At 45.1% G+C, this 25749-nt stretch carries 26 protein-coding genes; 7 read left to right on the top strand and 19 right to left on the bottom strand.

The features are described from left to right. Positions 1-32: 32 nt before the first annotated feature. From atzD to AC3WQ3_RS13830, 7 genes are all read right to left on the bottom strand, one after another. A complete protein-coding gene (gene atzD, locus AC3WQ3_RS13860) occupies positions 33-1091 on the bottom strand; it encodes a cyanuric acid amidohydrolase (protein WP_492472550.1) in 1059 nt (352 codons plus the stop codon). A gap of 11 nt (positions 1092-1102) precedes the next feature. Beyond that, on the bottom strand, positions 1103-1855 hold the full coding sequence (locus AC3WQ3_RS13855; protein ID WP_095357493.1) for an ABC transporter permease: 753 nt from the start codon (positions 1853-1855) through the stop codon (positions 1103-1105). After that, a complete protein-coding gene (locus AC3WQ3_RS13850; RefSeq protein ID WP_492472549.1) occupies positions 1852-2676 on the bottom strand; it encodes an ABC transporter ATP-binding protein in 825 nt (274 codons plus the stop codon). Before AC3WQ3_RS13850 ends, AC3WQ3_RS13855 begins: the two co-directional genes overlap by 4 nt. A gap of 11 nt (positions 2677-2687) precedes the next feature. Next, positions 2688-3695 (bottom strand): ABC transporter substrate-binding protein, encoded by a 1008-nt coding sequence (locus tag AC3WQ3_RS13845; RefSeq protein WP_492472548.1) that lies wholly within the window; start codon positions 3693-3695, stop codon positions 2688-2690. 48 nt (positions 3696-3743) lie between these two features. After that, the gene (gene biuH, locus AC3WQ3_RS13840) at positions 3744-4427 is read right to left on the bottom strand and encodes a biuret amidohydrolase (RefSeq protein WP_492472547.1); all 684 of its coding nucleotides are present in this window, start codon (positions 4425-4427) and stop codon (positions 3744-3746) included. 323 nt (positions 4428-4750) lie between these two features. Next, entirely contained in the window at positions 4751-5290 is a 540-nt protein-coding gene (locus AC3WQ3_RS13835) for a GNAT family N-acetyltransferase (RefSeq protein WP_336781882.1), read from the bottom strand. Positions 5291-5507: 217 nt separating this feature from the next. Next, positions 5508-6710, bottom strand: a complete 1203-nt coding sequence (locus tag AC3WQ3_RS13830) for a glycoside hydrolase family 5 protein (RefSeq protein ID WP_492472546.1) — start codon at positions 6708-6710, stop codon at positions 5508-5510. Between the two features lie 448 nt (positions 6711-7158). Here AC3WQ3_RS13830 and AC3WQ3_RS13825 point away from each other — a divergent pair, with 448 nt between their 5' ends. From AC3WQ3_RS13825 to AC3WQ3_RS13800, 6 genes are all read left to right on the top strand, one after another. Then, positions 7159-7449 carry a PEX11 family protein gene (locus tag AC3WQ3_RS13825; RefSeq protein ID WP_336781885.1) on the top strand — a complete coding sequence of 97 codons (291 nt, stop codon included), beginning with the start codon at positions 7159-7161 and terminating at the stop codon, positions 7447-7449. A 165-nt stretch (positions 7450-7614) separates the two neighbouring features. Further along, positions 7615-8118, top strand: coding sequence for a DedA family protein (locus AC3WQ3_RS13820; RefSeq protein ID WP_127536822.1), 504 nt, complete (start codon positions 7615-7617; stop codon positions 8116-8118). 53 nt (positions 8119-8171) lie between these two features. Further along, positions 8172-8738: a class I SAM-dependent methyltransferase gene (locus tag AC3WQ3_RS13815; protein ID WP_492472545.1), complete on the top strand. Its 567-nt coding sequence runs from the start codon at positions 8172-8174 to the stop codon at positions 8736-8738. A gap of 85 nt (positions 8739-8823) precedes the next feature. Then, on the top strand, positions 8824-9504 hold the full coding sequence (locus AC3WQ3_RS13810; RefSeq protein WP_095357484.1) for a response regulator: 681 nt from the start codon (positions 8824-8826) through the stop codon (positions 9502-9504). 109 nt (positions 9505-9613) lie between these two features. Then, entirely contained in the window at positions 9614-10597 is a 984-nt protein-coding gene (locus AC3WQ3_RS13805; RefSeq protein ID WP_492472544.1) for a sensor histidine kinase, read from the top strand. 26 nt (positions 10598-10623) lie between these two features. Further along, positions 10624-11193, top strand: coding sequence for a class I SAM-dependent methyltransferase (locus AC3WQ3_RS13800; protein WP_492472543.1), 570 nt, complete (start codon positions 10624-10626; stop codon positions 11191-11193). A 106-nt stretch (positions 11194-11299) separates the two neighbouring features. On the opposite strand, the gene AC3WQ3_RS13795 is transcribed toward AC3WQ3_RS13800, so the two are convergent. Both AC3WQ3_RS13795 and AC3WQ3_RS13790 read right to left on the bottom strand, forming a co-directional pair. Further along, positions 11300-12223 (bottom strand): helix-turn-helix domain-containing GNAT family N-acetyltransferase, encoded by a 924-nt coding sequence (locus AC3WQ3_RS13795; RefSeq protein WP_154893908.1) that lies wholly within the window; start codon positions 12221-12223, stop codon positions 11300-11302. Positions 12224-12540: 317 nt separating this feature from the next. After that, positions 12541-13947 carry a family 4 glycosyl hydrolase gene (locus AC3WQ3_RS13790; RefSeq protein WP_492472542.1) on the bottom strand — a complete coding sequence of 469 codons (1407 nt, stop codon included), beginning with the start codon at positions 13945-13947 and terminating at the stop codon, positions 12541-12543. A 174-nt stretch (positions 13948-14121) separates the two neighbouring features. Between AC3WQ3_RS13790 and AC3WQ3_RS13785 the strand changes: the two genes are divergently transcribed. After that, on the top strand, positions 14122-14973 hold the full coding sequence (locus AC3WQ3_RS13785) for a helix-turn-helix transcriptional regulator (RefSeq protein ID WP_492472541.1): 852 nt from the start codon (positions 14122-14124) through the stop codon (positions 14971-14973). A gap of 111 nt (positions 14974-15084) precedes the next feature. On the opposite strand, the gene AC3WQ3_RS13780 is transcribed toward AC3WQ3_RS13785, so the two are convergent. From AC3WQ3_RS13780 to AC3WQ3_RS13735, 10 genes are all read right to left on the bottom strand, one after another. Continuing rightward, a complete protein-coding gene (locus AC3WQ3_RS13780; protein WP_492472540.1) occupies positions 15085-16017 on the bottom strand; it encodes a copper amine oxidase N-terminal domain-containing protein in 933 nt (310 codons plus the stop codon). 83 nt (positions 16018-16100) lie between these two features. Next, the gene (locus AC3WQ3_RS13775; RefSeq protein ID WP_492472539.1) at positions 16101-16751 is read right to left on the bottom strand and encodes an HAD hydrolase-like protein; all 651 of its coding nucleotides are present in this window, start codon (positions 16749-16751) and stop codon (positions 16101-16103) included. A gap of 40 nt (positions 16752-16791) precedes the next feature. After that, positions 16792-17925: a DNA polymerase III subunit beta gene (gene dnaN, locus AC3WQ3_RS13770; RefSeq protein ID WP_492472538.1), complete on the bottom strand. Its 1134-nt coding sequence runs from the start codon at positions 17923-17925 to the stop codon at positions 16792-16794. Positions 17926-17942: 17 nt separating this feature from the next. After that, positions 17943-18122: a ribbon-helix-helix domain-containing protein gene (locus tag AC3WQ3_RS13765; RefSeq protein WP_492472537.1), complete on the bottom strand. Its 180-nt coding sequence runs from the start codon at positions 18120-18122 to the stop codon at positions 17943-17945. 278 nt (positions 18123-18400) lie between these two features. Further along, the gene (locus AC3WQ3_RS13760; protein ID WP_492472536.1) at positions 18401-19360 is read right to left on the bottom strand and encodes an amidohydrolase family protein; all 960 of its coding nucleotides are present in this window, start codon (positions 19358-19360) and stop codon (positions 18401-18403) included. Between the two features lie 16 nt (positions 19361-19376). Further along, on the bottom strand, positions 19377-20861 hold the full coding sequence (locus AC3WQ3_RS13755; protein ID WP_492472535.1) for an ABC transporter substrate-binding protein: 1485 nt from the start codon (positions 20859-20861) through the stop codon (positions 19377-19379). A 56-nt stretch (positions 20862-20917) separates the two neighbouring features. Then, complete coding sequence (locus AC3WQ3_RS13750; protein WP_492472534.1) at positions 20918-21808, bottom strand: carbohydrate ABC transporter permease; 891 nt, start codon at positions 21806-21808, stop codon at positions 20918-20920. Positions 21809-21817: 9 nt separating this feature from the next. Next, a complete protein-coding gene (locus AC3WQ3_RS13745; RefSeq protein WP_492472533.1) occupies positions 21818-22750 on the bottom strand; it encodes an ABC transporter permease in 933 nt (310 codons plus the stop codon). A gap of 326 nt (positions 22751-23076) precedes the next feature. Then, positions 23077-24297 carry an amidohydrolase family protein gene (locus tag AC3WQ3_RS13740; protein ID WP_492472532.1) on the bottom strand — a complete coding sequence of 407 codons (1221 nt, stop codon included), beginning with the start codon at positions 24295-24297 and terminating at the stop codon, positions 23077-23079. A gap of 58 nt (positions 24298-24355) precedes the next feature. Further along, the gene (locus AC3WQ3_RS13735) at positions 24356-25576 is read right to left on the bottom strand and encodes an amidohydrolase family protein (RefSeq protein ID WP_492472531.1); all 1221 of its coding nucleotides are present in this window, start codon (positions 25574-25576) and stop codon (positions 24356-24358) included. Positions 25577-25749 lie beyond the last annotated feature (173 nt).

The following is a 25749-nucleotide window of genomic DNA, read 5'->3' as shown; positions in this document are numbered from 1 at the left end:
TCCTCCATTTGTTTTTTATGGATGTATCCCGTCTATTTCCTACGTTTAAAAACGACCGCCACCGGCCCGCCGCCAGCCGGCCCCTGATGTTCGGCTCCACCCGACACATAGATCATTGGATCACCACACACCGAAGCAAGCACACCTCCGACGACAGCTCGCGCATGTCTCGTATGGTTGATATCCGAATCATCAAGCATCGTGTGCCGGTGACCCCGGATGAATCCGGTGGGATCAGCCTCTGCCTTAGCCATCACCTGCACCATTTCAGCATCTGCATGAACATCCAGCAGGCGCTTGAGTGCAGGAGCGTCAATAGAATCGTTCATTACAGCATGGTCGATAAAATACGGACCTTCCGCAAAGTCAGAATTGCCGAAGACGATCACCTCACAATACGCCAGCTCGCTGCCTGCCGACGTGGAGGCTACACTGCTGAACAGATGCCATGAATCGCAGATGTCCGTATCTTGAAGTCCAGCCCGTTCCACCTCGCCAAGAGCAACTGCCGCACCTAGTGCAGAGGCTCCTCGTGAATATCCCATGGATTTGTAGGTATCTTCTGTCACAGTGGTTTGAGATCTGCTCAATGCATCATGCACTCCTTCCGACGTTAGCAGCGGACACTTAATTTGCACAAAATGTACATCTGCCGAAGATTCAATGCCGGCTTCCGCTATGGCCCGCTGAACGGCAGCTTCCACCTCGTCCACTTGAGCCAGCCTTCCTATTTCCTCTGGAAGGAAATCACGTGTTTTCGCGACGCCAATGGCCAGCGATTTCTGATCTTGTTTCTGACCATCTTGAATATAAGCACCTTTACGGCTAATCACTGTAAAGTGAGGGCTCAATATGCCCTCGGTTCCTCCAGACATGACATAGGATATGGAAGAAGTTGATTCTTTCCGATATTCGGCAAAAAATTGCTTTAACGCCAGCACAGCATAACCGCGCGTAAAATCGTTCACGCAGCCATTGCCCTCTGTTTTGCCTAATACTGCAACCACATCTTGAGGATCAATGATTCCCTCTTGGATCGCTTTCTCCATCGCAGCCGTATCGTTAGGCGAACGGCTTGGAATACGGTTCACCGTGCATCTCATCATAGGTCATCCGTCCTTTGCCAGAATATAATTCTTCTCTCAAGTAAGCTGATGGCCCAAAAGAGAACCAGTCCGCATAGTGCGGATGCAATAATTGCGGAGAACATCACAGGTGTATCCATATGGTATGAAGATACCAAGACGACATAGCCGAGCCCTTTGTTAGCGCCGACAAATTCACCGACAATGGCACCCACGATAGCCAGCGAGGTCGAAATTTTCAACGCTGAAAACACATAGGGTAAACTTGCAGGCAGCCGTAATTTCCAGAAAATTTCCGACTTGGTGCCTTTATATGTGGAGAACAGCTCCCATGCTTCGTGCTCAATGGCTTTCAGACCCTTTACGCTGTTGACCAAAATAGGGAAGAAACAGATTAGCATGGAGGCTACGACCTTGGAGGAATATCCCGTCCCCATCCATACGACCAGAAGCGGGGCCAGAGCGACAAGCGGGGTCGTTTTGAGTGCAATCGCCAGCGGGAATACTCCCTTTTCAATGGGTTTGGAATGCACGAAGATCACTGCGGTAATCAATCCCAGGACATTGGCAAGCACGAAGCCTGCCAAAGCTTCCAGCAGCGTGACCAGCATATGTGACCATAAGGAGCTGTCCATTACCGATAAGATGCCTGTGGGAGATGGAAGCAAATAAAGGGGAATGTCGAAAAGGCGTACAATGAGTTCCCATAATATAAGAAAGGCAACGGCGAATACGACAGGATACATGGCATCTTTGATCTTGGTTTTCATAGGTGTTTGACCCGCTTTCTTAACTCATTGACAGTCTGGTGGAAGGCCGGAAGTTCATCCATTCCAATCTCCCTTGGTGAAGGCAGGGGAACCGAAATAATATCCTCCACGCCGGCAGGCCTTGGTGACATCATGATCACGCGGTTGGATAGCAGCACGGATTCCTGAATCGAGTGGGTAACCATAACAACTGTACTTAGGCTCGTTTCGGGACTCTCCCATAGACGCAGCAGCTCGAAATTCAGCTTTTCTCTCGTAAATTCATCGAGCGCCCCAAAGGGCTCATCCATAAGCAATACTGTCGGATCTGCAGCAAGTGCCCTTGCAATCGCAATCCGCTGCTGCATGCCGCCGCTCAGCTGATGCGGAAAATGATTCATGAAATCCTGAAGTCCAACCAGCCGCAGCGAGGATTCCGCTTTTTCCTTGATCTCTTTTTTGGTGAACTTCTTCTCTCCGATGGTGAGAGGCAGGGATATATTTTGGATTGCGGTTAGCCAGGGCATCAATACAGGCTTCTGAAACACCATGCCGAGCGAGAGATCCTTCGATGGATAGACGATCTCTCCTCCTGCATTGGGTTGAAGCAGATCGAGCATTAACCGGAGCAGCGTAGACTTCCCGCAGCCGCTTGGGCCGAGAATGGAAACAAACTCATTTTTATAAATATCAATCGACACATTATTCAATACGTTGACGTCACCAAAGGATAAGGAGCAATTTTTCAACGTAACCGCGATGTCGCTTTTGGAAGAATTGGTTGTCTGTTGTTCATGCAGCCCCGAAGCTTCTTTCTCCAGACCACTGGCCGTTGTTAGCATAAAATCACACCCTATTCGATAAATTCGTTTGAAAAGACGTCTTCAAGCTTTTGCTCTTCCTTCAAGAATTCCAGATCGATCAAGTTCTGTTGCAGTACGTCCCATGCCTCTGATTCCATCTTGCCGAGGGGAAGATTCTCCGGCTCCAGCAAAGGAATGCTTGCGTTCATCATGCTAACTTCATGATCAATGGTCAATTTATCCCCGTATTTCAAGCCAAATTCGGCAGCCTCTTCCGGGTTCTCAATAGCGTAGCTCCAGCCCTTCATGGAAGCCTGTACAAAGCTTTTCACCATTTCGGGATCACGCTCGATGATGTCCTCTGTCGTAAACAACGTATCCGCATAAAAGTTAATATCATAATCGCTCGGCTCAATAATATTGACTTCATTCCCCTGCTCCTGTACGGCGAGGACCTCATTAATGACATAACCCGGCCATGCTTTTACCTGTCCGCTGAGTAATGGGCTGAGATCATATTTTGCTGGCATTTCCTCCACCTTGGTTCCGTCTATGCCCGCATTCTTCACCATCGCTCGGTAAGTCAACTCTTCATTTCCTCCAAGCTTCACACCGATCTTCTGGCCGACCAGATCCTCCATTTTCGTGATCCCTGAATCCTTGAGGCTAAATAGCACAAATGGCGTTTTTCTGTAAATGGCGGACAGCGCCTTCACGGGAACCCCTTTCTCCCTGGCCATCAGGATTTGATCTGCGCCCGTCACGCCAAATTGCTCCGCACCTGATGCAATCATCTGTACAGAAGGAAAATCCGCGCCGCCTGGTCTGATCTCAACATCCAAACCCGCTTCTTTGTAAAACCCCTTCTCTACGGCGGTATAGAAGCCGGCAAACTGTGCTTGGTGAACCCATTTTAGACGCAGAACCACTTTTTTCAGTTCACCGGATTCTCCATCTCCTGAAGCAGAGCTAGGCACATCGTTCGACCCGCAAGCTGTTAGTGCGAGCAAACAAACCGACATTACGATAAGCAGTGACTTTCTGGACCATCTCCACATATGATTTCCTCCCATGCTGTTGTTTTTCTATTGCTATGGCAGTGTTACTTAAAAGGCAGCTAGCGCCTTTAAAACCTCGCTGGAGTTACTGACGCTGCCGAACACGCCTCCCTGCATTTTGACCATCTGGAGCGCTGCGCGATGATTATCAGGGGCGGTTGCTCCCGTGCAGTCTTCCAGAATCAGACATTCATATCCTCTGTCGTTGGCTTCACGCATGGTTGTGTGCACACAAACATCCGTTGTAATTCCCGTTAAGATCAGATGAGTGATGCCTTTATTCTTGAGGATTAGATCCAGGTCTGTAGCATAAAAACTGCCTTTACCCGGCTTATCAATGATCGATTCACCTTCGATGGGAGCGAGCTCCTCTATAATCTGCCAGCCCGGTTCACCTCGAACCAAAATGCGCCCTGCCGGTCCGGAAGAACCGATCTCGGCCCCGATCTGTTTGCTGCGCCAACGTTTGTTTGCAGGCAGATCGGATAGGTCCGGTTTATGTCCCTCTCTCGTGTGAATGACGTGAAAATCTTCTATCTCCCTGACCCGATGCAAGAGCTTTCGAATAGGCTCAATGGGTTTGGCCGTCAGAGACAAGTCATACCCCATCTGTTCCACATACCCGCCTTTGCCGCAAAAATCGATTTGCATATCAATAATGATTAATGCGGTTTTACGGGGATCAATGCTCCCGTCGTAAGGCCAACTGTAAGGTGCTGCTGTAATTTGCATAGATATTCTCCTTTCAGAACAGAAACTGAGATCCCTGTGTTTATTTAGATGTTATATAACCTTACTTATTCCTTCATTTATTCTTCTTGTGTCATATTATATTACGAACATTTCTGAATGTCTTTGTAGTTTTCCATAAAAAAGCTTCATTATTTTTTGTTATTTTTCACAACCATTCAATCAATGTGTTATAAATTATCACATAACCCTTTATCTCCTGGCCTAAAGAGCAACAAAAAAAGCCGCTGATTCAGCGACTCTTGATTGGTATGAGTTGTTAAGATGATAATACTACCTATCTTTGACCTTATAGAATTGTGCAGTTATGTAGCCACTCCCTGGTTCAGGATCATACTGTATTCGATAAAGTCGATCCGTTCCACGCGATAGAGGTCATAAATCTGCTCCCTGGTATTGATGGATCCGTATAATTCAGAATGCGAAACATTGGCCAGTTTTACATAGGGCAGTTTTTGTGCAGCTTTGCTCGACCGAATATTTTGTTTGCGAATCTTCAAAAATACCGTTTCTATGGCATGTTCGAGAAATAGTTCACTCAAAAAGATGGATTTCGCCCGTTGACTGTATCCGTTACCGAAGTAAGGTGCTCCAATCCATGTGGCCAGAAACCCTGTATGGTTTACGATATGATACAAATCAATGGTTCCAATGGGCAGGCCCGCTTCGTTTAGAATTGTACGGGAAATCGTGGTTTTCTGTTCTTCCTCGTCTATCAACTGTTTGGTCAGGAATACATATTCCTCAGGTGAATGACATTGGTAACGAACATAAGGTGACACTGAGGGGTCGTTCAATAAGCAGTACAGTGCGTGGCATTCATGCAAATCGCGTTTTTTTAACATTCTGTCTACCACCTAGTCCTTTTAGTTCGCTATATAAGCAAATTAAGTATATAAAAGGTATTGTGGCGTTTAATGAATTCTGTATGTGGCTTATGTAAAATTCATTTGGCAATATGATATTTGTGTTTGAATGATACCAAACGAGTAATGCATAAAAAAAGGCATGTCCTTTCTTATGAGAGGACATGCCTTTTATACGATTAAACGCATGATTGGATTACTGCATACCCTGCATAATGGCATTAATAATCCCTTGCTGGGTAACCGTATTGTTTGAGCGGTTAAACAAAGCGAAACCATGCTGACCGTTATGGCCATTGTCCCAATACACCGGCACGGCCCCGTACTTCTTGGCAGTTGCCGTTACCGCCTTGGCATAAGCTTGACGATAAACGTTATTGGTGGAGTCATACGTCGTTTTGTCGATGGATCCGAATTCTCCAATGACAACCGGATAGCCCTGCATTACAAACTTATCGTACATCGATTTGAACTGTGCATTCAGATAGTCTTCCTGACCCCAGGTTGATTTCTTCGAAGGATTTGTTGCCGCTGCGCCCCACTGCGTGATATTTCCATTCTCCTCACCAGCAAAATCCCACGGAGAGTAGTAATGTGCAGAGATCATAATTCTCTTCTGAGAACTCGGGATTGCCGAGGATCTGAAATGATCTGTAGGAAGAGCAAAGCCATAATTACCCACCGTATAGTCAATATTCGTGTTCCAGCCTGGAATCAGTAGCCATCTGGCGTTGTTGTTGCCCCCAGTCTGCCTGACCGTGTCCACAAAAATTTGATTATAGGCGTTCAAGTTAGCATAGTATGCCGCATTCGGATTGCCGTAATTTCCGTCGAACACTTCATTCATCGATTCAAAAATAAGACGCTCGTTATAATTGCTGAACTTGGTAGCAATCTGCTGCCACACCTTTTGGTATTTTTCTTTAATTGCAGCCTGATTGCTGCCATTCACAAGAAGCCATCCGCCCGGGATGGAATTATACCCATCTCCATGAATGTTAATAACGACATATAAACCTTCATTATATGCATAATCAACGACGGTTTGGACTCGATTCAACCACGCAGCGTTAATCGTATAATTGGGAGCGCTTCCAATATGATTGAAATAGGATACAGGAATGCGAATGGTCTTGAAGCCTGCTGCCTTTACCTTTTTAATCAACTCTGGAGTAACGACAGGATTGCCCCAAGCCGTTTCACTAGGGACGCCATTCACCGTTGCTTCAAGCTGGTTCCCCAGATTCCATCCTGCACCCATCTCCGATACGATCTGTGAAGCGTTCAATGATCTGAAATCCGCTGCCGATGCTTTCGTACTCCACCCGGTCAATGCCGCAGCCGCAAACAATACAAGTGCCAAACTGCAAAAGCCAAATTTCTTCATTTTTTTGAGCATAACCAAACCTCCGCTTATTGTCATTTTTTACAAGCAGTGCCGTTACTCTCTTTATACCAATTGAAGGAATCGAGCAGATGTCCCTCCCTTCTATATCGATCACACCAATGAAATGGTCGCCTATCATCAACAGAATAACACAAAAATGGAAAATAAAGAACAATATTCTGCATGGGATTTTCGACGAAAACAATCTGTCCCAATATTGGCTATATCCCGTCATACTCAGAAATTCTTTAGAAAAATCCTGCCCAAATATTCAGAGTTTTTCTCTATTATTGCTGTGACCTATTTACCAATTAGACATACCATTCAACTTTTTTTCGGAGTGATGTAGACATTGAATGATTATTGGCTTTTGCAACAATTTCAGCTATTTCTCGCCTACCTATTTCCAATAATATTCACATGTTTTTTCGTTTTTTTATACGGTTTGGTGATTTGGTGCATGGTTAGGGATATCGCGGCTTCGGAAAGTGATGTACACCTTATTTCAGAAGAATTGGATCAATTCCAGGAACTGGTGACACAGACGTGTAAGGACGAAAGCGCCAATTGGAGATGGCTTGGAGGTTTAACGAATGATGTGGTTATTGCTTTGGAAGAATTGATCAGGAACATTGAGCTAATCCAATCGATATCCCAAGAGGACAAGGAAGAATACATGCAGGTTGTACGCAAAATGTATGCAGCAGTATACCAATTGCGAGAATTGCTCAATGACCATCGTTTCTATTAAAACAAATCAAGCCTAGCCAACTTTTTGGCAAGGCTTTTTTAGGTTGAATGGAGATAAGTTGTTAACTTACTTAAACAATCTTTAGATTTTCTTTAGAAATATACTCATTAATTCCTTAGTTTATTTCATTATGATTTTGCTATCGACAAGCGAGGAGGTAAAACCATGGTCAGTAATACAATCTTAGAGCTGCTTCATCAGTATGGATATCTGATTTTTTATTTTGCCTTCTCCCTGGGTCCGTTCGGAATTCCCATTCCGAATGAGATCACGATTATCAGCGGGGCCATCCTGAGCCACACCGGTGCAATCAATGCCGGGATCACTTACTTCTGTATTCTATCCGGACTTTTAACAGCGATCACTGCTGCCTATGTTGCAGGTAAATTGTACGGCGCCAAGAACCTATACCGATTTCAACATAATAAACATTTTATCAAAGCCGAACGAATGCTGAACCAACGGGGCCATTGGGCGATGTCAATCGGTTTGTTTATTCCAGTCGTACGATATGTTCTTCCTCTGGTGATCGGGCTGAGCGGGGTACATTTCAGAAGATTTGCAATGATAACCTATTCCAGTGCTTTACTCTGGACCTTAACGTATTTTGCTGCAGGCATTTACTTTGGAGATCCCCTTCTGTCTGTGCTTCAGTTATTACGCTTTTGAGTCCGTCTTGCATTTGCAAAAATCGATACGAAACCCTTGGAGGAACTTAACTCATGAATTCCGATGAAACGATTTTGTTTTTGAAAAGCTTTGTAAAGAATCCCAAACATGTAGGCAGCATCATACCAAGTTCTCGCTTCCTGGCTAGCAAAATGGTCAGACATGCACCATGGGATGAATTCCAGGCCATCGCAGAGCTAGGTGCAGGCACAGGGGCCATCACCCGTTATATTGAAAAACAGGTGCAGGATTCTACCAACGTATTCGTGTTTGAGTCGAATCAGATTATGAGGACCAATTTACAAAAGGCATTTCCCACATTCTCCTTCTATCCGAATGCTGCTCAATTAGTAGCTTCGATGAAGCAAGAAGGCGTTCAGCAATTAGATTGTATCTTTAGCGGATTGCCGTTTTTCAACTTTGAGCCTGAGCTCCGAAACACGTTGGTAGACCAAATCGATCAGGCTCTCAAACCTGGAGGTTTATTCATCGCCTTTCAATATTCGCTTCAGATGAAAAAGACACTTTCCAAACATTTTGTTATCGAGAACATCGATATCGTGCCATTGAATATCCCTCCTGCGTTTGTTTATGTCTGTCGCAAAAAGGAAACAATTTAAACATTCTGGACGATGGATTACACTAATAGATGTCACAAATTCATTATATTGATTTATAGACTGGACTTATAAAGGAGCTAGATTTATGAACACCGTACTTGTTGTCGATGATGAACCCGATATCCGCGATGTCATTCATGTCTATTTACGTAACGAAGGATATCACGTCATTGAAGCAGCCGATGGTCTGGAAGCACTTCAAATTATAAAAACAACATCGGTTCAACTCGTCATTCTGGATGTGATGATGCCCGTCTTGGACGGAATTCAAGCCTGTCTTAAAATTCGCGAAGTATCCAACACTCCGATCATCATGCTGTCGGCCAAAGAAGAAGATATTGATAAAATCACTGGCCTGACTACCGGAGCTGACGACTATATGGTTAAACCGTTTAATCCATTGGAATTGCTCGCTCGTGTCAGGGCCCAGCTGCGGCGTCAAACCCTGATTGGAAAAGCAGAATACAATTCTCTGATCCTTATCAAAGATCTTGTCATCGATAAAAGTAAACATTCCGTGAAGTTAAAAGAAAACGAAATTTCGCTAACGCCGCTGGAGTTTTCGATCCTTGAGCTGCTTGCCAGCCACCCCGGACAGGTATTCAGCTCCGAGAAGATATACGAAACCGTGTGGAAAGAACCTTACGGGTATTCGGATAATACTGTTATGGTCCACATTCGTAATCTGCGCGAGAAGCTGGAAGCGAACCCAAGAGAGCCTCAATATATTAAAACGGTATGGGGAGTAGGTTACAAAGTTGACTAAACCGCAATCCAAGCAAACAAAAAAGATACAGCTTCACATCCTCAATCGATTGGTGATCAGTTTTGTTATTTCAATAGTTGGTTCGGTGTGCGTGAATAATGTTCTTATTATGACGGTTTCCAAAATCAGTGATGGATTAGAATGGCACTGGCTTCTTACCTTTTTCCCTTATTTCATTACGCCTATTTTTATATTGATCTTTACATTCACTTTTTTGATTGCCACGCGAAAAATTGGCAGAGATCTGGTCTCCTTGGAACAAGGTCTTCAATTCATATCGGAGGGGCATCTGGATTATCGGGTAGCCGTTAATCGTCAAGACGAATTGGGACGGGTCGCTACCAACATTAATCTCATGACGGAGCAGCTGCAGCAACAGATTATGAAGGAACGTGAATTGGAAAAATCCAAAATGGACTTAATCACAGGCATCTCGCATGACCTGCGTACGCCTCTTACGAGTATTATTGGCTATATTGAACTTCTTCGAACCAATTCCTTTCAAGACGAGGCGGAATATACACGATTCGTAGAGAACACCTATAACAAAGCGACGCACTTGAAAAAATTGCTGGATGATCTATTTGAGTATACTCGCCTTACCTCCGTCGATACCCAATTGGATCTGAGAAAAATTGATCTATTTCAACTTTTAGACCAGATGTTATTCGAATTTGAACCTCTCGCCATGGAAAATGGCATCCACATCGAGAAAGATATCGGTGATTCACCAATGATGACCTATATCGACAGTGATAAAATGGCTCGTGCCATCGATAATCTGTTGATGAATGCCCTGAAGTATTCCTTCAAACCGGGTATGATTCATATCCGGATGACCATGCAGCCTGAACATGTAATCATTGAAGTTGAAAATAAAGGAACTCCCCTAACGGCAGAACAGATGGACAAGCTGTTTGACCGGTTTTATAAGGTGGATTATTCAAGAAGCAGCGAAGGCATTCAATCGGGATCCGGGCTCGGCCTTTCGATTGCGAGAAATATTGCAGAGCTGCATCATGGCACCCTAACCCTTCAGCATGAGGATAATGTATTTAGGTTTCGGCTAAGGTTGCCTTCCGGCATCCGATAGATTTTACAACAATGGAGGATGAATGATTGAAAATACCCAACTTTCTTCTTTTTCTGCTAGCTTTCCTTAAGAATCCGAAAAGAGTAGGAAGCATCTTCCCCAGTTCTGCATTTCGGGCACGTAAAATTATTCAGTCCGTGTATTGGAATGATGTTCAAGCCATAGCAGAGCTTGGGGCAGGAACGGGTGCTATAACACGCATCATGGAAGCCCATTTACCGAGCTCTGCAGCAGTACTTTTATTTGAAAGAGACCGAAGAATGAGGAAAGCTCTAAAAAAAGAATATCCTCATTTCAAGCTCGCTTCCAATGCCTCCTCTTTAGTAAAGAAAATGAATCAGGAGCAAGTTCTACAGTTGGATTGCATTATTAGCGGATTACCTTTTTTTAATTTTTCCAAGACAATGAGAGAACACATTCTTGCTCAAATGACACAAGCTCTCCGGCCAGGCGGCAGGTTGGTCTTATATCAGTACTCACTTCATATGAAGCAAACTCTGGCTGAAGAGGTGATTATGGAGAACATCCAGTTTGTCCCCTACAATTTCCCACCCGTCTTCGTGTATACATGCCGCAAGAAAAACAACGACACCTGAAAAATATCCACACATGATCAACTAAGTTAATATCCCCCTGACTCATACAAACTCGTTCGTGTTTCCTTCAATCAAGAAAAGCCGCTTAATTCAGCGGCTATTTTCATTAAAGCTCAAGTTCATAGGTTTGTTCAATGTGGTGAACTCCCCAGGCATCGTTCTCTTGTTCCTTTATTTTGACGAAACCTTGCTTGGTATACATGGCTATGGCCGTTTCCTGGTCCTCCGTCGTTTCCAGAAAGACACTCCGGTACCCTTTTTCTCTGCAGTAAGCAATGGCGTCCTGGATGAGCCTCTTTCCGATCCCCATGCCTCTGCAATCCGGATGTAAGATAAACCAGCGAATCTGAGCTCTTTTATCTGAATGACCGATCACCGCAATACTGCCGACAATTTCGTTATCGGCTTCTGCCAGCCAGAACCGATCTTTGTCCGGGCTGTAGGTTTGCAGCAGCTCATAAAACGTCTTGCAGACATATGCTTCGAAAATATGATTGTAGCCGCATTCCTCGGCATATACCCAACCGTGCAGATGAATCAATGCCCCGGCATCCCCTGGTTTTAGTTCGGTCCGGAATTGTATTCTGGGTTTTGCGGGATGGCCAGATAATTCGTTCTGAATGGCAGTCATATTTCGGGCGATACCTATCCGGCTCTTGTCAGGCAAATTGATAATCATGTTACGAATTTGATCATCGGATAAGGCGTTCATTCGAGCCAAGGTTTCTTCTCCGAATTCCGAGAGATACAGCAAGGACGATCTTGCATCCTCCTTGGATTGAACACGGTAGGTTAGTCCGAGCTTTTCAAACCTCTTCAACATACGGCTCAGGTACCCTGGATCAAGTCCCAGTTGCTCCGTGAGCACACTTGCGGTACATTGTTGGGCATTGCCTATTTCGTAAAGAACCCGGACCTCCGAGAGAGAAAACTCACTGTCGAGCAGATGCTTGTCCAGCAGCCCCAGTATCTTGGTGTAAAAACGGTTAAATTCGCGAATAATTGGAATGATCGATGTTAGTGATTTCATGGTTTCCTCCTGACATACAGAACATAATTTACTCGGTTCATTTACTTGACTGAGTCAAATATATACACCTTACCCTATTTTATTTGACTTAGTCAAACAAATGATGATGGCCCACCAAAATAAAGAAAAACCGAATTGCTGGCAAATTGAGGTCACAACTCGGTTCCTTGTAACTACCTACTTGATAAATAAAAAAATCCATATGCCTATGGAATCAGACCACACCAAAAAAGCCGCCACATGAGCGACTTTCTTCGGTAGTTCGCAAACAATTTAGGATTAAAAACCAGACCCTTTTCTATGAGTCATCCGAGAATTCAAATTTTGATCAGTCCATCCGAATACCAGACACCTGGGATCATCTCACGTTCCAATTCCAGAAGTTCTTTGATGATCTGGTCCGCGTCACCGATGGAACTGACAAGCGGATCCGTCAACATCGCTCTTCTTAGCTTCTCAAAGCTCTGCTCCACAACGGCCTCTGCCGTAAGCTCATGGGTATCCAGTACAAGCTCCTGCATCCCCCGAATTCCTCTCGGCATCTCACCAACATGAACCGGCTTCGCTCCCTCCATACTTACATCACATAACAGCTCCAGGAACGAATCATCATTCATATTTGTCACTGCCCCATTGTTGAGCGTATTCACGAAGAAGCGTTTCCCCAGATTGCCCACCATATTTTCAATAATGTCTGTTGCATGATCGGGGCCGAAGGTACTCATATAATCGGCAATGGGTATTTTCCCTGAAAGGAAGCCGTCGACTTGGTTCCACATCTCGTCGTGACGCTGATAACGGTCCTCTGTCTCCCAGATCGATAGTGGCGGGATACGATCTGGCGATTTACCATGACCTTGCCAATAACGGACATACTCCTTCGTATGTGCAGTGCATGTAGGGATAGATCCAAAAATATCGTACAACTCATACGTAATGGCGTCGTTATGGAGAGCTTTGGCACCTTGGTCACCACCGTTGTTCTCCTCACCGGCCGATTTACGCATAGCCTCCGCAATCGTCGGCATGACGTCCTTGCCTTCGAACTCCGCTTTTAGAAGCCACGTAAAATGATTGACCCCAGCAATGCGGAAATCAAACTTCCGATCGATTTCCTCGGTAAACTCTTTTCTGTCGCCGATGATCCCTGCTCGCACAGCATAATAAGCCTTCTTATGCGGCATATGATGACTGTCACAGAGTGCAAATGATTTCAGCTTCGGTGCATAACGGTGCAGCGCTATACCGTGGACGGTAGACGGATTGATATAGTTAATTACCCAGGCATCGGGACAGAGCTCCTCAATGTCTTTGGCGCATTCCATAATGATCGGCAATTCCCGCATCGCACGGAAAATTCCTCCTGGCCCGATCGTATCCCCCGAGCACATACGGATGCCGTATTTCAACGATACCTCGCAATCAATCCCCCGATATTTCACCGATTGCTCTGCGAAGCTGAGTACAACGAAGTCGACCCCCGGAAGCACCTGTCTTCGGTCTGTTGAGCCCTCAATCTTCAAGGATACATTGTTCTCCCGAGCAACCATCTCCGCAAGTTTCACCATTTTTGCCAGCCGCTCTTCGTCCGTATCGACCAGAGCAAGCGTTCCTTGGTTCAAGTAAGGGGAATGAACCATCTGCCATATGGACTGACGACCAAAGAATAGACTCCCTGCTCCGATAACGACAACCTTAGGCTGCGGCATGTTCGTCGTGTTCATGAATAACCCTCCTCATGTGATATAAGTTCATTATAGAAGAGTGGCTAATAATCGGAATGTGCAATAGTTTTCAATACATGTCATATCGTACGATATTTAACAACGTGTAAAACCTTTGATATAATGAATTAATTTTTAAAGATGTCATGTGGTAAAGGTGGATGAGGAAAGCGGATGAGTGAAAACAGATTGAATATGAGCATCCTTAACGAACTTTCGGAATATATTCATCTCCGGATGAACTCCTATCTAGAACAAACTCACAATCAAAACTGGACTGAACACAAATCGCATCCTGATTACGATCTTTGGTTCATTCAAGAGGGCTCCATTAAAATGATGATCGATGGGTTCGAATATACGGCAGTCCCGGGAGATGCCATATTCTTTTATCCGGATATGCCCTATATCGCCTCGACGTCCGAGGACGTTTGCCGATTCATATACATTCATTTCGACTTTGGCATCGGCGAGCAGCAGCGAATTCTGGGCGGTTTTCAACTTCCGGGAATTGTGCCGGGCAACCTGATTCAAGAGGAAACCATGCTGTTCACCAGGACATTTCGTCGATTGAAACAGGAGAACGGCACGTCAGGGAACCAACTCTACTTAAAAGCCTCTCTTCTTGCCGTTATCGCAAAGATTATCGAGCTTTACGGTCAGGGCGCCTATGTGGGTCAATTCCTGAACGGCAAGAAACCCAGAAAATCTGAAGGTAGCCTGGACGTATTACAAGACGTATTTCAATATGTCGATGCGAACCTGCATCGTCCCATACGAATGAACGATCTCGCAGCGATGACAGGGATCTCCGAGAAGTATTTTATTTCCTATTTCAAGAAAACCGTCGGGATCACCCCGGGTCAGTACATTTCCCAGATCAGAATGAATCGGGCGAGGGATTATCTCTACGAGAAAAAGTATACGATCCAACAAATCGCCGGCTTCCTGGGCTATCCGGATCCATTTACCTTCTCGAAAGCTTTCAAAAAATACTATAACGTGCCTCCATCCAAGTTTGAATGATTAGGTTACATTGATGTAGTGTGCAGAAAAAACGCAAAAAAGCCGCCTCATGGCGGCTTCTTATCCTAGATGTGCTCCGATTGTATGCTAATCGTTCTTTCCCTACCCTATTTATTCTTCATAGACTACAACGGTTCTGCTTTGCTCTTCCCATAGGACAGTTGCTCTCAATGCCTCACTCACAAAACGAACAGGCACATAAGTACTCCCTTTGGTGATGGTGGCTGGCGCATCCAATGATACGTTTTGACCATTGACAGTTGCGGTCTTACTGTCAACCACAAGTTTGATGCTTACTCCATCCTTGGTGACAGTTATGGAGCGCTCTTCAGGGTTCCAGGTGACTTCGGCGTTCAAAGTCTCGGCAATGGCGCGAAAAGGAACGAATGTGTTACCTTTTTTGATGAACGGTTCGGCATCTGTCCCTTCACCATTCACATACAGCTTCACTCCATTCTTTTTACCTGCCTTTTCATTCAGTTTCCCCAATGTTTTGTACAGATCCAGGTTTTTGAAATTAGCCTTTATGGCTTCTTCCTGCAAATACACAGCATCCGTTACACTACCATTATTCTCAAGCATCTCTGCTGCGGCTTCCAATGCCTTATCCTCTTCCATGATAGCTTCCAGTTCTTTTTTCTGTTCGTCCGTCAATTCAGCTGCATATTTTGTGAGCAAAATATCGGCCAAAACGGTACCCGCCGGCTTGTCTTTTACATTTTGAATGGCTTTTAACAACCCTTTGTATCCTTTTGGTCCTTTTTTACCGGGTTCAGATGAATCGGTTGTAGGACTCTCTGTATTCTCTGCCTCTGATCCTGAAGGCTCCTTCACTTCATCTTCTTCCGTGCGGGCCGTTTCAGAAGGATCAATTTCTTCGGTCTGTTTCTCCTCCACTTGCCGTTCCTTGTCCTTAGGTGCTTTTGATGATACTTCTTTACTTGGTTTTCCGGGTGGAGTGTTTCCTGGTTTGGCTGAGGCTGTGCCTCCAGCGGTGCCTAACATTAGCGCTAGACTTGTTAACAAGATGACCGTTTTTTTCATCGATGATTCCTCCTGAAGTAAAAATATATGCACCTTCATTATCGGCAGAATGCATACGTTTCGATAGGGAGTTTACAACACCATCAGTGAGAAAAGTACTCTTTTAACTCGTTTAAATCATCGATAACGATATCAGCCTGTGAAAGCTCGTCACTTTTGGCAAAATCAAAATTACATCCGATCGCTACCAAACCGTTGTCTTTAGCAGCAAGAATATCCGATAGGCGGTCCCCTATTACGGCTCCATTCGAAATTCCATATTTTACGATAATCTGCTGGACAAGATCTGATTTACTCAACGATTGAATTTGCTGAATGCTAAACGTCTCCGTAACCCAATGATCCAAGCGATAATACGCAACAATGGCTCTTAGATATTCAGTCAAACCATTACTTGCTATGTAAATGGAGAAATCTCTCTTTTTAAAGTAGGCGAATATTTCTTTTACGTTAGGGTATAGAGCCCCTTTACCATTTCTTATATTATGTATTAATCTTTCTAGGAAATACGCATCCGTTAATTCCCTCACCTCTGCAGAATGCTGGGGTAATAACGTTTCCCATACCTTAGGCAGCGGCACCCCCATAATTTCTCGATATTGATCAATGGGTGTAGAAGTATACCATTCATGTCGTGCTCTTAAATGATTAAACGTATCTTCAAGTGATAATTCTAAAATTTTATCTGTTTGAAACAACGTTCCATCCATATCAAATATAAGTGATTGTGACATAGCTGCATCTCCCTCGGTTACATTATATATTATTATACATTTATTGGGTTCTTACGGGTGTAATTATAAAGATGGTAGATGGATCAGTATGTTCAGGAATTAGCATAATAGGACTTAATTTCCCGGAAAATCTTAATCTAATATTCCCACCTCCTATAGATCGAAGGATCTCAACCAGAAGCTTAACATTAAGCGAAAAGTTAAAATCATCTCCTTTCATTTGGGCAAAAGGTACTTTATGTTGAACATCACCGATATCGGCTGTCTGGGAGGACAATAGTAAGCTATGTTTCGTTGCTGCTATCTTAATGACACGTTCACTTGCTAAAACCGAGACACATTCCACTGCATTTAATAATCGATTTGCTTCAAGCAATACTTCTGATATATAAGATGTAGGAATGACGTTCGATAATGATGGAAATTCCCCTTCAATTAAAACAGATTCTATCTGTACATCATTTGAAGTAAATCTTACTCGATTCGCATACGTAACAATTTCAGTAGTATCCGTATCATTTTTCAGCAGTTTTGTTATTTCAACTAGATTTTGAGCAGGAATCACAAATGTTGCGCCAATGTCCTGATCACTTTCAATAATGATCGTTCGGGTAGCCAGACGAATTCCATCCGTAGCCATTAAGTTCAACCCATCTCGATTGTAATTGAACAATACTCCCGTTAATACCGGACGTGCTTCGGACGACGAAGCTGCAATGGCCACCTGCTTAATGGTTGATTTCAATAAGGCATTATTTATTCTAAGTTTTGCACGATAATGATCATCTTTAGAATGAATGGAAGGGAATTCTTGGGGGTCCATACCCCGTAACCGAATATGTGATTCGCTTGAAACAATGGTGAGGTCTAAACCTTCTTTCATCTCTAATGTTATCATTCCCTCGCCAAGTTTACGAACAACTTCGAAGAAGTGACGTGCAGGTACAACAATCTCACCTGTTCTATGTATTAACAAAGAAGGAGCATCCAGTATTAACCTGTACTGTATTGTCATTCTCGTATTACTTGCAGTAAAGATGATTTCGGATGCTCGTACCTCAATATGTACGCCTGCTAAGATAGGTAATAGGTTGTTTGAGGGTACAGCTCTTAATACAAGCTGCAGAGCGCTGATGAGAGAATCCTTTTGGATATCGATGAACAAAGGTTCCACCTATCTTCCTCATGAAATTAGTTAGCATAGAAGGATTCAACCATTTTACGGATCACTTCTGAACGGGATTGATTGTTATCAACACAGTCCTTCTCAAGTCTCTCCCATAGATCATCGGTTAAGGTTAACGATATTTTCTTGGTTGTCCCTATGCTCTTCCTACCAGAGCCCTCACGCAACCCTCCTTTAGAAAACACGAAACCTAGTTGACCCTCCTTATTGGAAACTCCTATTTTTATATTTTTATTGTTGATAATAATCCCCTCCTTTTTTGATTTAGGTTACCTTTTTCAAATCAAGTTATTTATATTTTATCACTTCATATCCCATCTGGCAATTTTATTCAAGTAACTGAAAATGATCTCTTTTAACCTATTGAAAAAGAGCAGTTTGCCCATTGGCAAGCTGCTCTTTTCATTTCCAACAGATATACCCCTCTATTCTTCATTCGGTACAGTTTAGAGTCGTTCTGTAGTTAGTTCAGTGTCACTTTTTCGTAAAACTTACTTATGCGGGGAAAGAGACGAAATGCGTTCCCGTAAGCAATAGCCTTCATGTTATCTTCGCTAATCTGCATGGCTTCATGGAGTACTGACTCCCGCTGCATGCGAAGTACGCTGTCTGCCGGCCAGGGAATATCCGCACCAAATAGAATCCGATCAGGCCCAATTAACTTTTGGATTGTGCCGAGGTTCAGCGTGGAATCATAGTAGAGATGGTCCAATTTGGCCATTTCGGCTTCGAATAGTTCCGGCGTTGCTTCCACTTGGATGGAATCCTGCCCAATGGCTGCAAGGGCAATCCTCCATTTGATGTACGGAACCATGCCTCCTGTATGAGGAAGAATAAACCTAATTGAAGGGTATTGGTCGAAAATGCGATGAACCGCCATCGTAGTGACAGCACGCGTCGTATCAAAGGTTCCTTCAAGCAGCGCAGGACTCAGTCCGGCAATTTTCTGGGGAATGAGAATCGGGTGAAGAAACACAACCGCACTACGTCGATCCAACTCGCTTAGCAGTTCAGCGTAATCCGGATGACTTAAATATTTCCCTTGATAACTAGTGAGCATTGCAACTCCATCCAGTCCAAGAATATCTAGCGCATATATGGTTTCTTCCAGGGCAGCTTCGGCATCAGGGAGCGGCAGCGTAGCAAATGCACCGTACTTTTCTGGATACTGCTGAGCATACGAAGCAAGCTCTTCATTCATTTTCCGCGCAAGCGTATTGGCAGATGGCTGGTCAATGAATGTCAGATCTGACGGGGCCGAAAGAAACGAAAACGAAATGTCGGCTACACCCATTTTCTCAAGTCCAATCTCGGGCGTCCACTTCGGCATAAAACTCGGAATCTCTATGCCCAGCTCCTTCTGTTTCCTTTGCATTTCTCTAGAAATGATATGATGATGCACATCAATAACGGGATTAAACATATATGATCAGCTCCTTTTATTTGTTTTCAAGCCATTGGTTTAGCTGGTTTTGCTTTTCTGCCAATATTTTGTCAACGCCTGCACTCTTTAATTTTTCGATATAAGCTGGCAATTCTGCCGGGTCAAACGTTCCTGTCTGAAATCCAGCGTCATACTGATTCTGGACATTGGTTACCGATGTAATTTGCGTTTTGACCGGATTGATATCGAAGCTGAATCCCATCGCCCTTGATTTTACGGCACTTTCATTTTCACTCTTTAACACCTCCCACATATCAGGGTCATTCCCTTCCCAGATATAGGATAGAAAATTGTTGCCAACTGCGTATTGATTGGAATCATAGCCTGATGAGCTCACACCGTCCGGCTTGGCAATGAGGCCATCGCTCTGTTTAACATAGTGCTTGCCCTCGATTCCATTCGTGAACAGATTAATGACCGCTTCATCCGAGTAGAACAGTTCCAAAACCTGAATTGCCTTATCCGGCTGCTCACTATTTCTCGCCAAAGACATCATGTTGGAAGCAACGCTATTTCGCGTCATATACGAATCCTCCAGGGGAACACATGCAAGCTCGGTCCCTGCCGCCAGCGATTCCGAGTAACACTCATTGATATTCCGGATATAGGAGAAGGCTTTGCCCGCCTTGATCAGGTTGGATCCCGTTTCCTGGGATGTTGCAACATCTTTGCTGAAATAACCTTTCTCGTACCACTCGCGCATCAGATCAGCCATCGTTGAGAAGCGTTCGGTGGCAAAGAGATTCTGAACGGTGTAATCCGTTCCATTGAAATCCAGTACGCCAGGCGCTGTTCCCAATGGATCGAAATTCAGCATGGCCTGTCCGGGAGTTTCCTGCGAGGTATAGCTGACGATTGGTGTGACTCCCGGCTCTTCATCCTTGATACGTTGCAGCACACCCGAGATATCACTCCATGTCTTTATGGACGCAAGGTCGATACCATGCTTATCAGCCAGTTCCTTGCTCATCACAAAACTTGGAGATAGTGCCCAGGCTTTGATGCTTGGAACGCCATAGGTTTCACCATTCAATCTTCCGGCTTCCGCCGCTTCTCCCGGAATGGTCTCCAGAATCTTTTGACCGAATTCGTTCAAATGTTCGTCCATAGGCAGCAGCTGCCCCCTGCTGATCTGGGACTCCAGACCGAACCACACACTGGTATACACCAGATCCAGTTTGTCGCTGCCAGCCAGCATCAAGTTCATCTGATTCGCATAATTGGAGCCATTTACAGGCAGGAGCTTTACCGTTGCACCTACTTTCTCAGCTGTAATTTCACTAATGGCCTCCTGGACCTCCTTGACATCCGTCACGTCACCAAAAGCTGGATACGTCATGACCACTTCGTACAAGCCGGTTTCTGCATCATTTCCGCGTACCGATTCTTCCTCGCTGCCCGAATTTCCGCATGCTGTTAGTAAAACACCAAACAAGGAAACCACCAGTATGCAACCCACAAACCTACTTTGTTTAAACATCTTTCTTCACTCCCCCATGTTTGCTATTGGAACAACCTATTGGATGCCGAGCGCTGTTAGCCTTTTACAGCTCCAATGGTCAACCCTTTAACGAAGAACTTCTGGAAAAACGGATAGGCTGCGATAAGCGGCAGTACACCGATGACGGCAATAGCCATTCTCACGCTTGCAAGAGGTACGGATGAAGCGACAGCCGTCTGGCCGGACAAACTGTTCTGCTGTAAATACTGAACATCCGACAACATCCGGTTAAGCAGGTTCTGAATACTGTACAGGCTTCCGTCATTGATGAAGATCAGACCGTTAAACCAATCGTTCCAGTACGAAATCATGAGCATCAGACCAATCGTAGCCAGACTGGGGAGCGCTAGCGGGAGAACAATTTTGCAATAAATGACCCATTCACTCGCGCCATCCACGTAAGCCGACTCCACAACTTCACCGGGAATTGACGTGGAGAAGAAGCTGCGCATCAATAAAATGTAGAAGCCATTAGTCAGTAAATTCGGGATGATCAAGGACCAGATGGTGTCTTTCAAATGAAAGAGGTCCGTATATACCAGGTACATGGGCACGAGCCCGCCATTGAAAAGCAGAGTGAAAAATACAAAGAAGGACAGGAACGAACGAAACGGAAGCACATTTCTCGATAATGGATAAGCGATGAGGGTTGTAATCAGAAGGCCAAGAATGGTTCCCACAATGGTGATGAACGTGGTAATTCCGTACGAGCGCAGAATCAATGAATACTGATTGAACAAGTACACATAAGCGTCGAAACTGAATTGATCTGGAATCAAGCTATATCCATTTCTAATGATGGCTTGTTCCTCGGTAAGCGAAGCGGATATGAGGAGCAGGAACGGAAATGCTGCAGCAATTGCCATCGCGATGAGCACGAAGTGAACCGTTATTTGATACACTCGATTTGAATACAAGTTGGCCACCCCCTTTTACTAAAACAGAGCCAGATCCTTGTCTTTTCGACGAACGAACGCATTGGTCGTCAAGACTAACACAAATCCGACGATGGACTGGTATAGTCCTGCTGCAGATGACATCCCGAAGTCCCCGAAAGTCATCAATCCGCGGTAAACATAAGTGTCAATGACATCCGTAGTAGTTTGCAGTGCACCTGAATCCAACGGAACCTGATAGAACAGTCCAAAATCGGAATTGAAAATGCGTCCAACTGAAAGGAGAACCATAATGACCATTGTGGGTTTAATCAGAGGAAGGGTGATGCTCCAAACTTGCCTCCACTTGGAAGCTCCATCCAGCGTAGCTGATTCGTAATACTCCTGGCTGATGCCTACGATGGAGGCCAGATAGACGATGCAGGTATAACCAACATTTTTCCACAGGTACACGACACTTAATATGTAAGGCCATTTCCCAGCGTCTGCATACCACGACACCGAATCGATCCCCAGCCAAGGAAGCACGTAATGGTTGACGAACCCGTTCTCCTCGTTTAGCAAGGCTAGTACCAAATAAGCGACTATAACCATAGAGATGAGGTAAGGGAGTAAAATAATGCTCTGATACAAGCGGGAGACGAATCTTTTTCTTACTTCGTTTAGCAACACCGCTACGGCTATGGAGAGTATCGTTCCGAGCACGATAAACGCACCATTGTACAATAATGTGTTTCGGGTAATCACCCAGGCATCCTGCGTTTGGAACAGGTAGGCGAAGTTCTCAAGACCTACCCAGTCGCTTCCCCATATCCCCTTTGCGAAATTGACATTTTTAAACGCAATGATAATGCCAAGCATCGGCAAGTAGTTGTTGATGAACAGATAGACGATACCTGGTAAGATCATGACCAATAGCAGCCAATGCCTTTTTATGTTTTGGATGCGATATGCAAAGGTACTACGACGCATGCCCTTCTCCCCCTTTTCTACGTAACGATACTTGGTGTCGTAAATCAAATATATCCCCCCTTTTCTCTTTCGTGTAAGTTTATCTAACGCTATTTTCTTCTTACAAGAATAATACGCTGTAAACACCCCCTAGTCATTGGTGTTATCGTCTAAAAAATTCAACGCATCTTGGACTGATACACCAAAAGGAACTCTCTATCCCGACATCGTGTCAACAATGATTACGTGAAAACACAACATGTCTAGTTTTTCATACATCCTACTTCAGCAAACAAAAAAGCAGCGCATCAAGGACGCGCTGCTTAATTACTCCTAGCAGAAAATAGTTATGAATGAATTTCTGCCATCTTCCTGCTGGTTGGAAACGCACGGCCTCCAACAAGCACACCACCCGAGAATACCGCTTCTCGAGGAGGTACCGCTGCCAGCGCATGCATCGCATTCAAGGCATGTACTAAGGAGAAATCGCCGCGATCACCCACTTTTGGAGTTAACGGCGCATTGGAAATCAGCTTGTATGTCTCAAGTAACCAGTGATCTTCTACCCAACCGGATGCTTCAGCGAGACGTGACCCACGTGAGAGCATATCGCCATTGCCGAATGGACTCCACGAATCCAGAATATTATCTGAACCGACATGTACAGCTACTCCCGCTTCCAGCAATAACTTAATGGGCGGCATAGGTCTATCGATAGGTGCACTTGTCATGATGGATACGCCTGTCGCACACAGCTTTTCTACCAATGAACGTACCTCTGCTTCAGTAACCTGACCCAAACAATAGGCGTGGCTCACTGAAGTGCGGCCGGACATGCCTGCTTGTTCCGTTAAATCAGCGAAACGATCGATCGTGTATGTTCCGAGGTGATCCGGGTCATGCAGATGTAAGTCGATTCCCGCAGCAAATTCTGCCCCTAGCTCAAACATCGCTTCCAGGCTGGCGTCCACTCGGCGGTCCAGCCCGGCCGGATCCACACCGCCTACATAGTCGGCTCCAGCGCGGAGTGCTTGCCGCATGACGGCTACCGATTCGGATCGAAGTAGTCCTTGTTGAGGAAACGCAACGATCTCTATATCCATGCGGCCCCGATATAATTCACGAACTTCCAATATCTCCTCCAGATGCGAAAGACCGATTTGCGGATCAACGTCAACGTGCGTTCGGATCTTGGCTGTACCTTGGGCCAGCATTAAATCCAACAACCGTTTAGCGCGTTCTCCTGCTCCGGTCGGAAGTTCTCCCAGCATGCGTTTCTCGAATTCCAATTGGCCAGGCAGGGTGACAAAGGGCTGCAGTGTCTTCCACGGCTCGCCAAGAAAATGTTTGTCCAGGTGGATATGCATATCTGCCATGGGCGGAACGTAATGCAGACCTCCCGCTTCGAAGACATTTGCCCCGTTATGGTTGGTACCTCCAGATGCAAACTCCGCATCGGCTGCAGCTGTTTCAATGCTGATGATCGTTCCTGTCGTTCGATCAATCGTTAGATCAAACAGATCATCTGCCCATTTGACGTTTTTAATAATGGTGAACTGTTTCTCCATAGCTTCATCCCCTTCACTCGTGTTCCAATATCTATAGCTTGTGATTCCCGCAGCCATTCTATTGCTTTTGAACCACACTACCGACCTGCACACCCGATTTCCAAACGATTCGGGTTTCCGGCTTATCCAGCAGCACATCCCTTTCGGATTGTTCCTGGAATAACACCATATCTGCCGGAGCGCCTACCTTTATTCCATAATTTTCAATACCCAAAGCCTGAGCTGCGTTATACGTCAGCATCCTGATCAACGCAAGGGCATCCCGTTCCCCGCCCATATACGAAGTTACGGCCAGAAGCCAGGCAACCTCTAACGGATCCGCTTTGCCAAACGGTGTAAATGCGTTGCGGACATTATTGACGCCAATTGCTACATTCACACTGCATTCCTGCAGCAATTGCACTGGCGCCAAGCCTCTGCGCGGCCCTTCCGCATCTCCTCGACCATTCAAAAACAGGTCGGTCATCGGCAGCGTAATAACGCTGATCCCGGCACGATGCAGAAGTTCCGCGATATCCATGGCTTCATGCTCAGGCAGAGAACCGAGCGAGGTTACATGTCCGGCAGATACCCGTCCCTGCATTCCTGTGATGAGTGTTCTTCTGGCTATGTCCGCGATGGCACGGTCCATGGGATTGTCCGAAAAATCCGTATGAAAATCCAGCGGTTTTCCGTATTTTTCTGCCAGACCAAATGTAAAATCCAAGTGATCTTCCAGGCATTCATCCTGATACGTGATTCCTCCGACGACGTCAGCCCCCATACGCAGCGCTTCCTCCATTAACTCTTCCGTCCCAGGACTACTGAATACGCCTTCTTGCGGAAAGGCAACCACCTGCAGATCCAATTGATCTCTTATAGATTGTTTCAGATGGAGAGCCGACTCCATTGCCTTGAGACCCAGAATCGGATCAACCTCGGCATGGCAGCGCATATGAGTAACACCGTTGCGGACGGCTTGACGAATGACAGCAAGCGACCGCTTGTACATGTCCTCGTCTGTAAAAGAATTTTTCAGTTTAGCCGTTATCTGAATTGCGTCTTGGAGAGAATCCGCATCCCGATCCATGACATCCAGTAAATAGGCTTTTTCCAGGTGAATATGCGGCTCGACAAAGCCGGGCAGCAGCAAGCCTCCTTTGGCTTGAACGACATTCATCGCTTCCGATATCCCTTCACCGGATGGTGAGATAAATGCAATTTTACCTGAGGATACCCCTACATCCATTCGCCTTCCATCCTTGGATAACACGGTATCGGTGATAAGCAAATCAACCATGACAGCCCTCCAATCATGTACGCTTTTATTACATATTGAAAACAATTCAAGCATATTCCACTCTGCAGGGGGAAGTCATTGGATGATAAAGATAAAAATAATTTGGATTATTGGACGAACAAGCCAAAGATATTTACTCGCAAGGATCATAATGTTATATTACTTAACAATAG

Source organism: Paenibacillus sp. FW104-T2, from assembly GCF_058789975.1.
The sequence above is the reverse complement of the archived record's forward strand: the minus strand, read 5'-3'. Positions and strand labels throughout refer to the sequence as shown.

Bases quoted from the DNA above. Each gene is read 5' to 3' on its own strand.
- AC3WQ3_RS13855 (WP_095357493.1), bottom strand. From the start codon at position 1,855: ATGAAAACCAAGATCAAAGATGCCATGTATCCTGTCGTATTCGCCGTT.
- AC3WQ3_RS13850 (WP_492472549.1), bottom strand. From the start codon at position 2,676: ATGCTAACAACGGCCAGTGGTCTGGAGAAAGAAGCTTCGGGGCTGCAT.
- AC3WQ3_RS13845 (WP_492472548.1), bottom strand. From the start codon at position 3,695: ATGTGGAGATGGTCCAGAAAGTCACTGCTTATCGTAATGTCGGTTTGT.
- biuH (WP_492472547.1), bottom strand. From the start codon at position 4,427: ATGCAAATTACAGCAGCACCTTACAGTTGGCCTTACGACGGGAGCATT.
- AC3WQ3_RS13835 (WP_336781882.1), bottom strand. From the start codon at position 5,290: ATGTTAAAAAAACGCGATTTGCATGAATGCCACGCACTGTACTGCTTA.
- AC3WQ3_RS13830 (WP_492472546.1), bottom strand. From the start codon at position 6,710: ATGCTCAAAAAAATGAAGAAATTTGGCTTTTGCAGTTTGGCACTTGTA.
- AC3WQ3_RS13825 (WP_336781885.1), top strand. From the start codon at position 7,159: ATGGTTAGGGATATCGCGGCTTCGGAAAGTGATGTACACCTTATTTCA.
- AC3WQ3_RS13820 (WP_127536822.1), top strand. From the start codon at position 7,615: ATGGTCAGTAATACAATCTTAGAGCTGCTTCATCAGTATGGATATCTG.
- AC3WQ3_RS13815 (WP_492472545.1), top strand. From the start codon at position 8,172: ATGAATTCCGATGAAACGATTTTGTTTTTGAAAAGCTTTGTAAAGAAT.
- AC3WQ3_RS13810 (WP_095357484.1), top strand. From the start codon at position 8,824: ATGAACACCGTACTTGTTGTCGATGATGAACCCGATATCCGCGATGTC.
- AC3WQ3_RS13805 (WP_492472544.1), top strand. From the start codon at position 9,614: ATGACGGTTTCCAAAATCAGTGATGGATTAGAATGGCACTGGCTTCTT.
- AC3WQ3_RS13795 (WP_154893908.1), bottom strand. From the start codon at position 12,223: ATGAAATCACTAACATCGATCATTCCAATTATTCGCGAATTTAACCGT.
- AC3WQ3_RS13790 (WP_492472542.1), bottom strand. From the start codon at position 13,947: ATGAACACGACGAACATGCCGCAGCCTAAGGTTGTCGTTATCGGAGCA.
- AC3WQ3_RS13785 (WP_492472541.1), top strand. From the start codon at position 14,122: ATGAGTGAAAACAGATTGAATATGAGCATCCTTAACGAACTTTCGGAA.
- AC3WQ3_RS13780 (WP_492472540.1), bottom strand. From the start codon at position 16,017: ATGAAAAAAACGGTCATCTTGTTAACAAGTCTAGCGCTAATGTTAGGC.
- AC3WQ3_RS13775 (WP_492472539.1), bottom strand. From the start codon at position 16,751: ATGTCACAATCACTTATATTTGATATGGATGGAACGTTGTTTCAAACA.
- AC3WQ3_RS13760 (WP_492472536.1), bottom strand. From the start codon at position 19,360: ATGTTTAATCCCGTTATTGATGTGCATCATCATATCATTTCTAGAGAA.
- AC3WQ3_RS13755 (WP_492472535.1), bottom strand. From the start codon at position 20,861: ATGTTTAAACAAAGTAGGTTTGTGGGTTGCATACTGGTGGTTTCCTTG.
- AC3WQ3_RS13745 (WP_492472533.1), bottom strand. From the start codon at position 22,750: ATGCGTCGTAGTACCTTTGCATATCGCATCCAAAACATAAAAAGGCAT.
- AC3WQ3_RS13740 (WP_492472532.1), bottom strand. From the start codon at position 24,297: ATGGAGAAACAGTTCACCATTATTAAAAACGTCAAATGGGCAGATGAT.
- AC3WQ3_RS13735 (WP_492472531.1), bottom strand. From the start codon at position 25,576: ATGGTTGATTTGCTTATCACCGATACCGTGTTATCCAAGGATGGAAGG.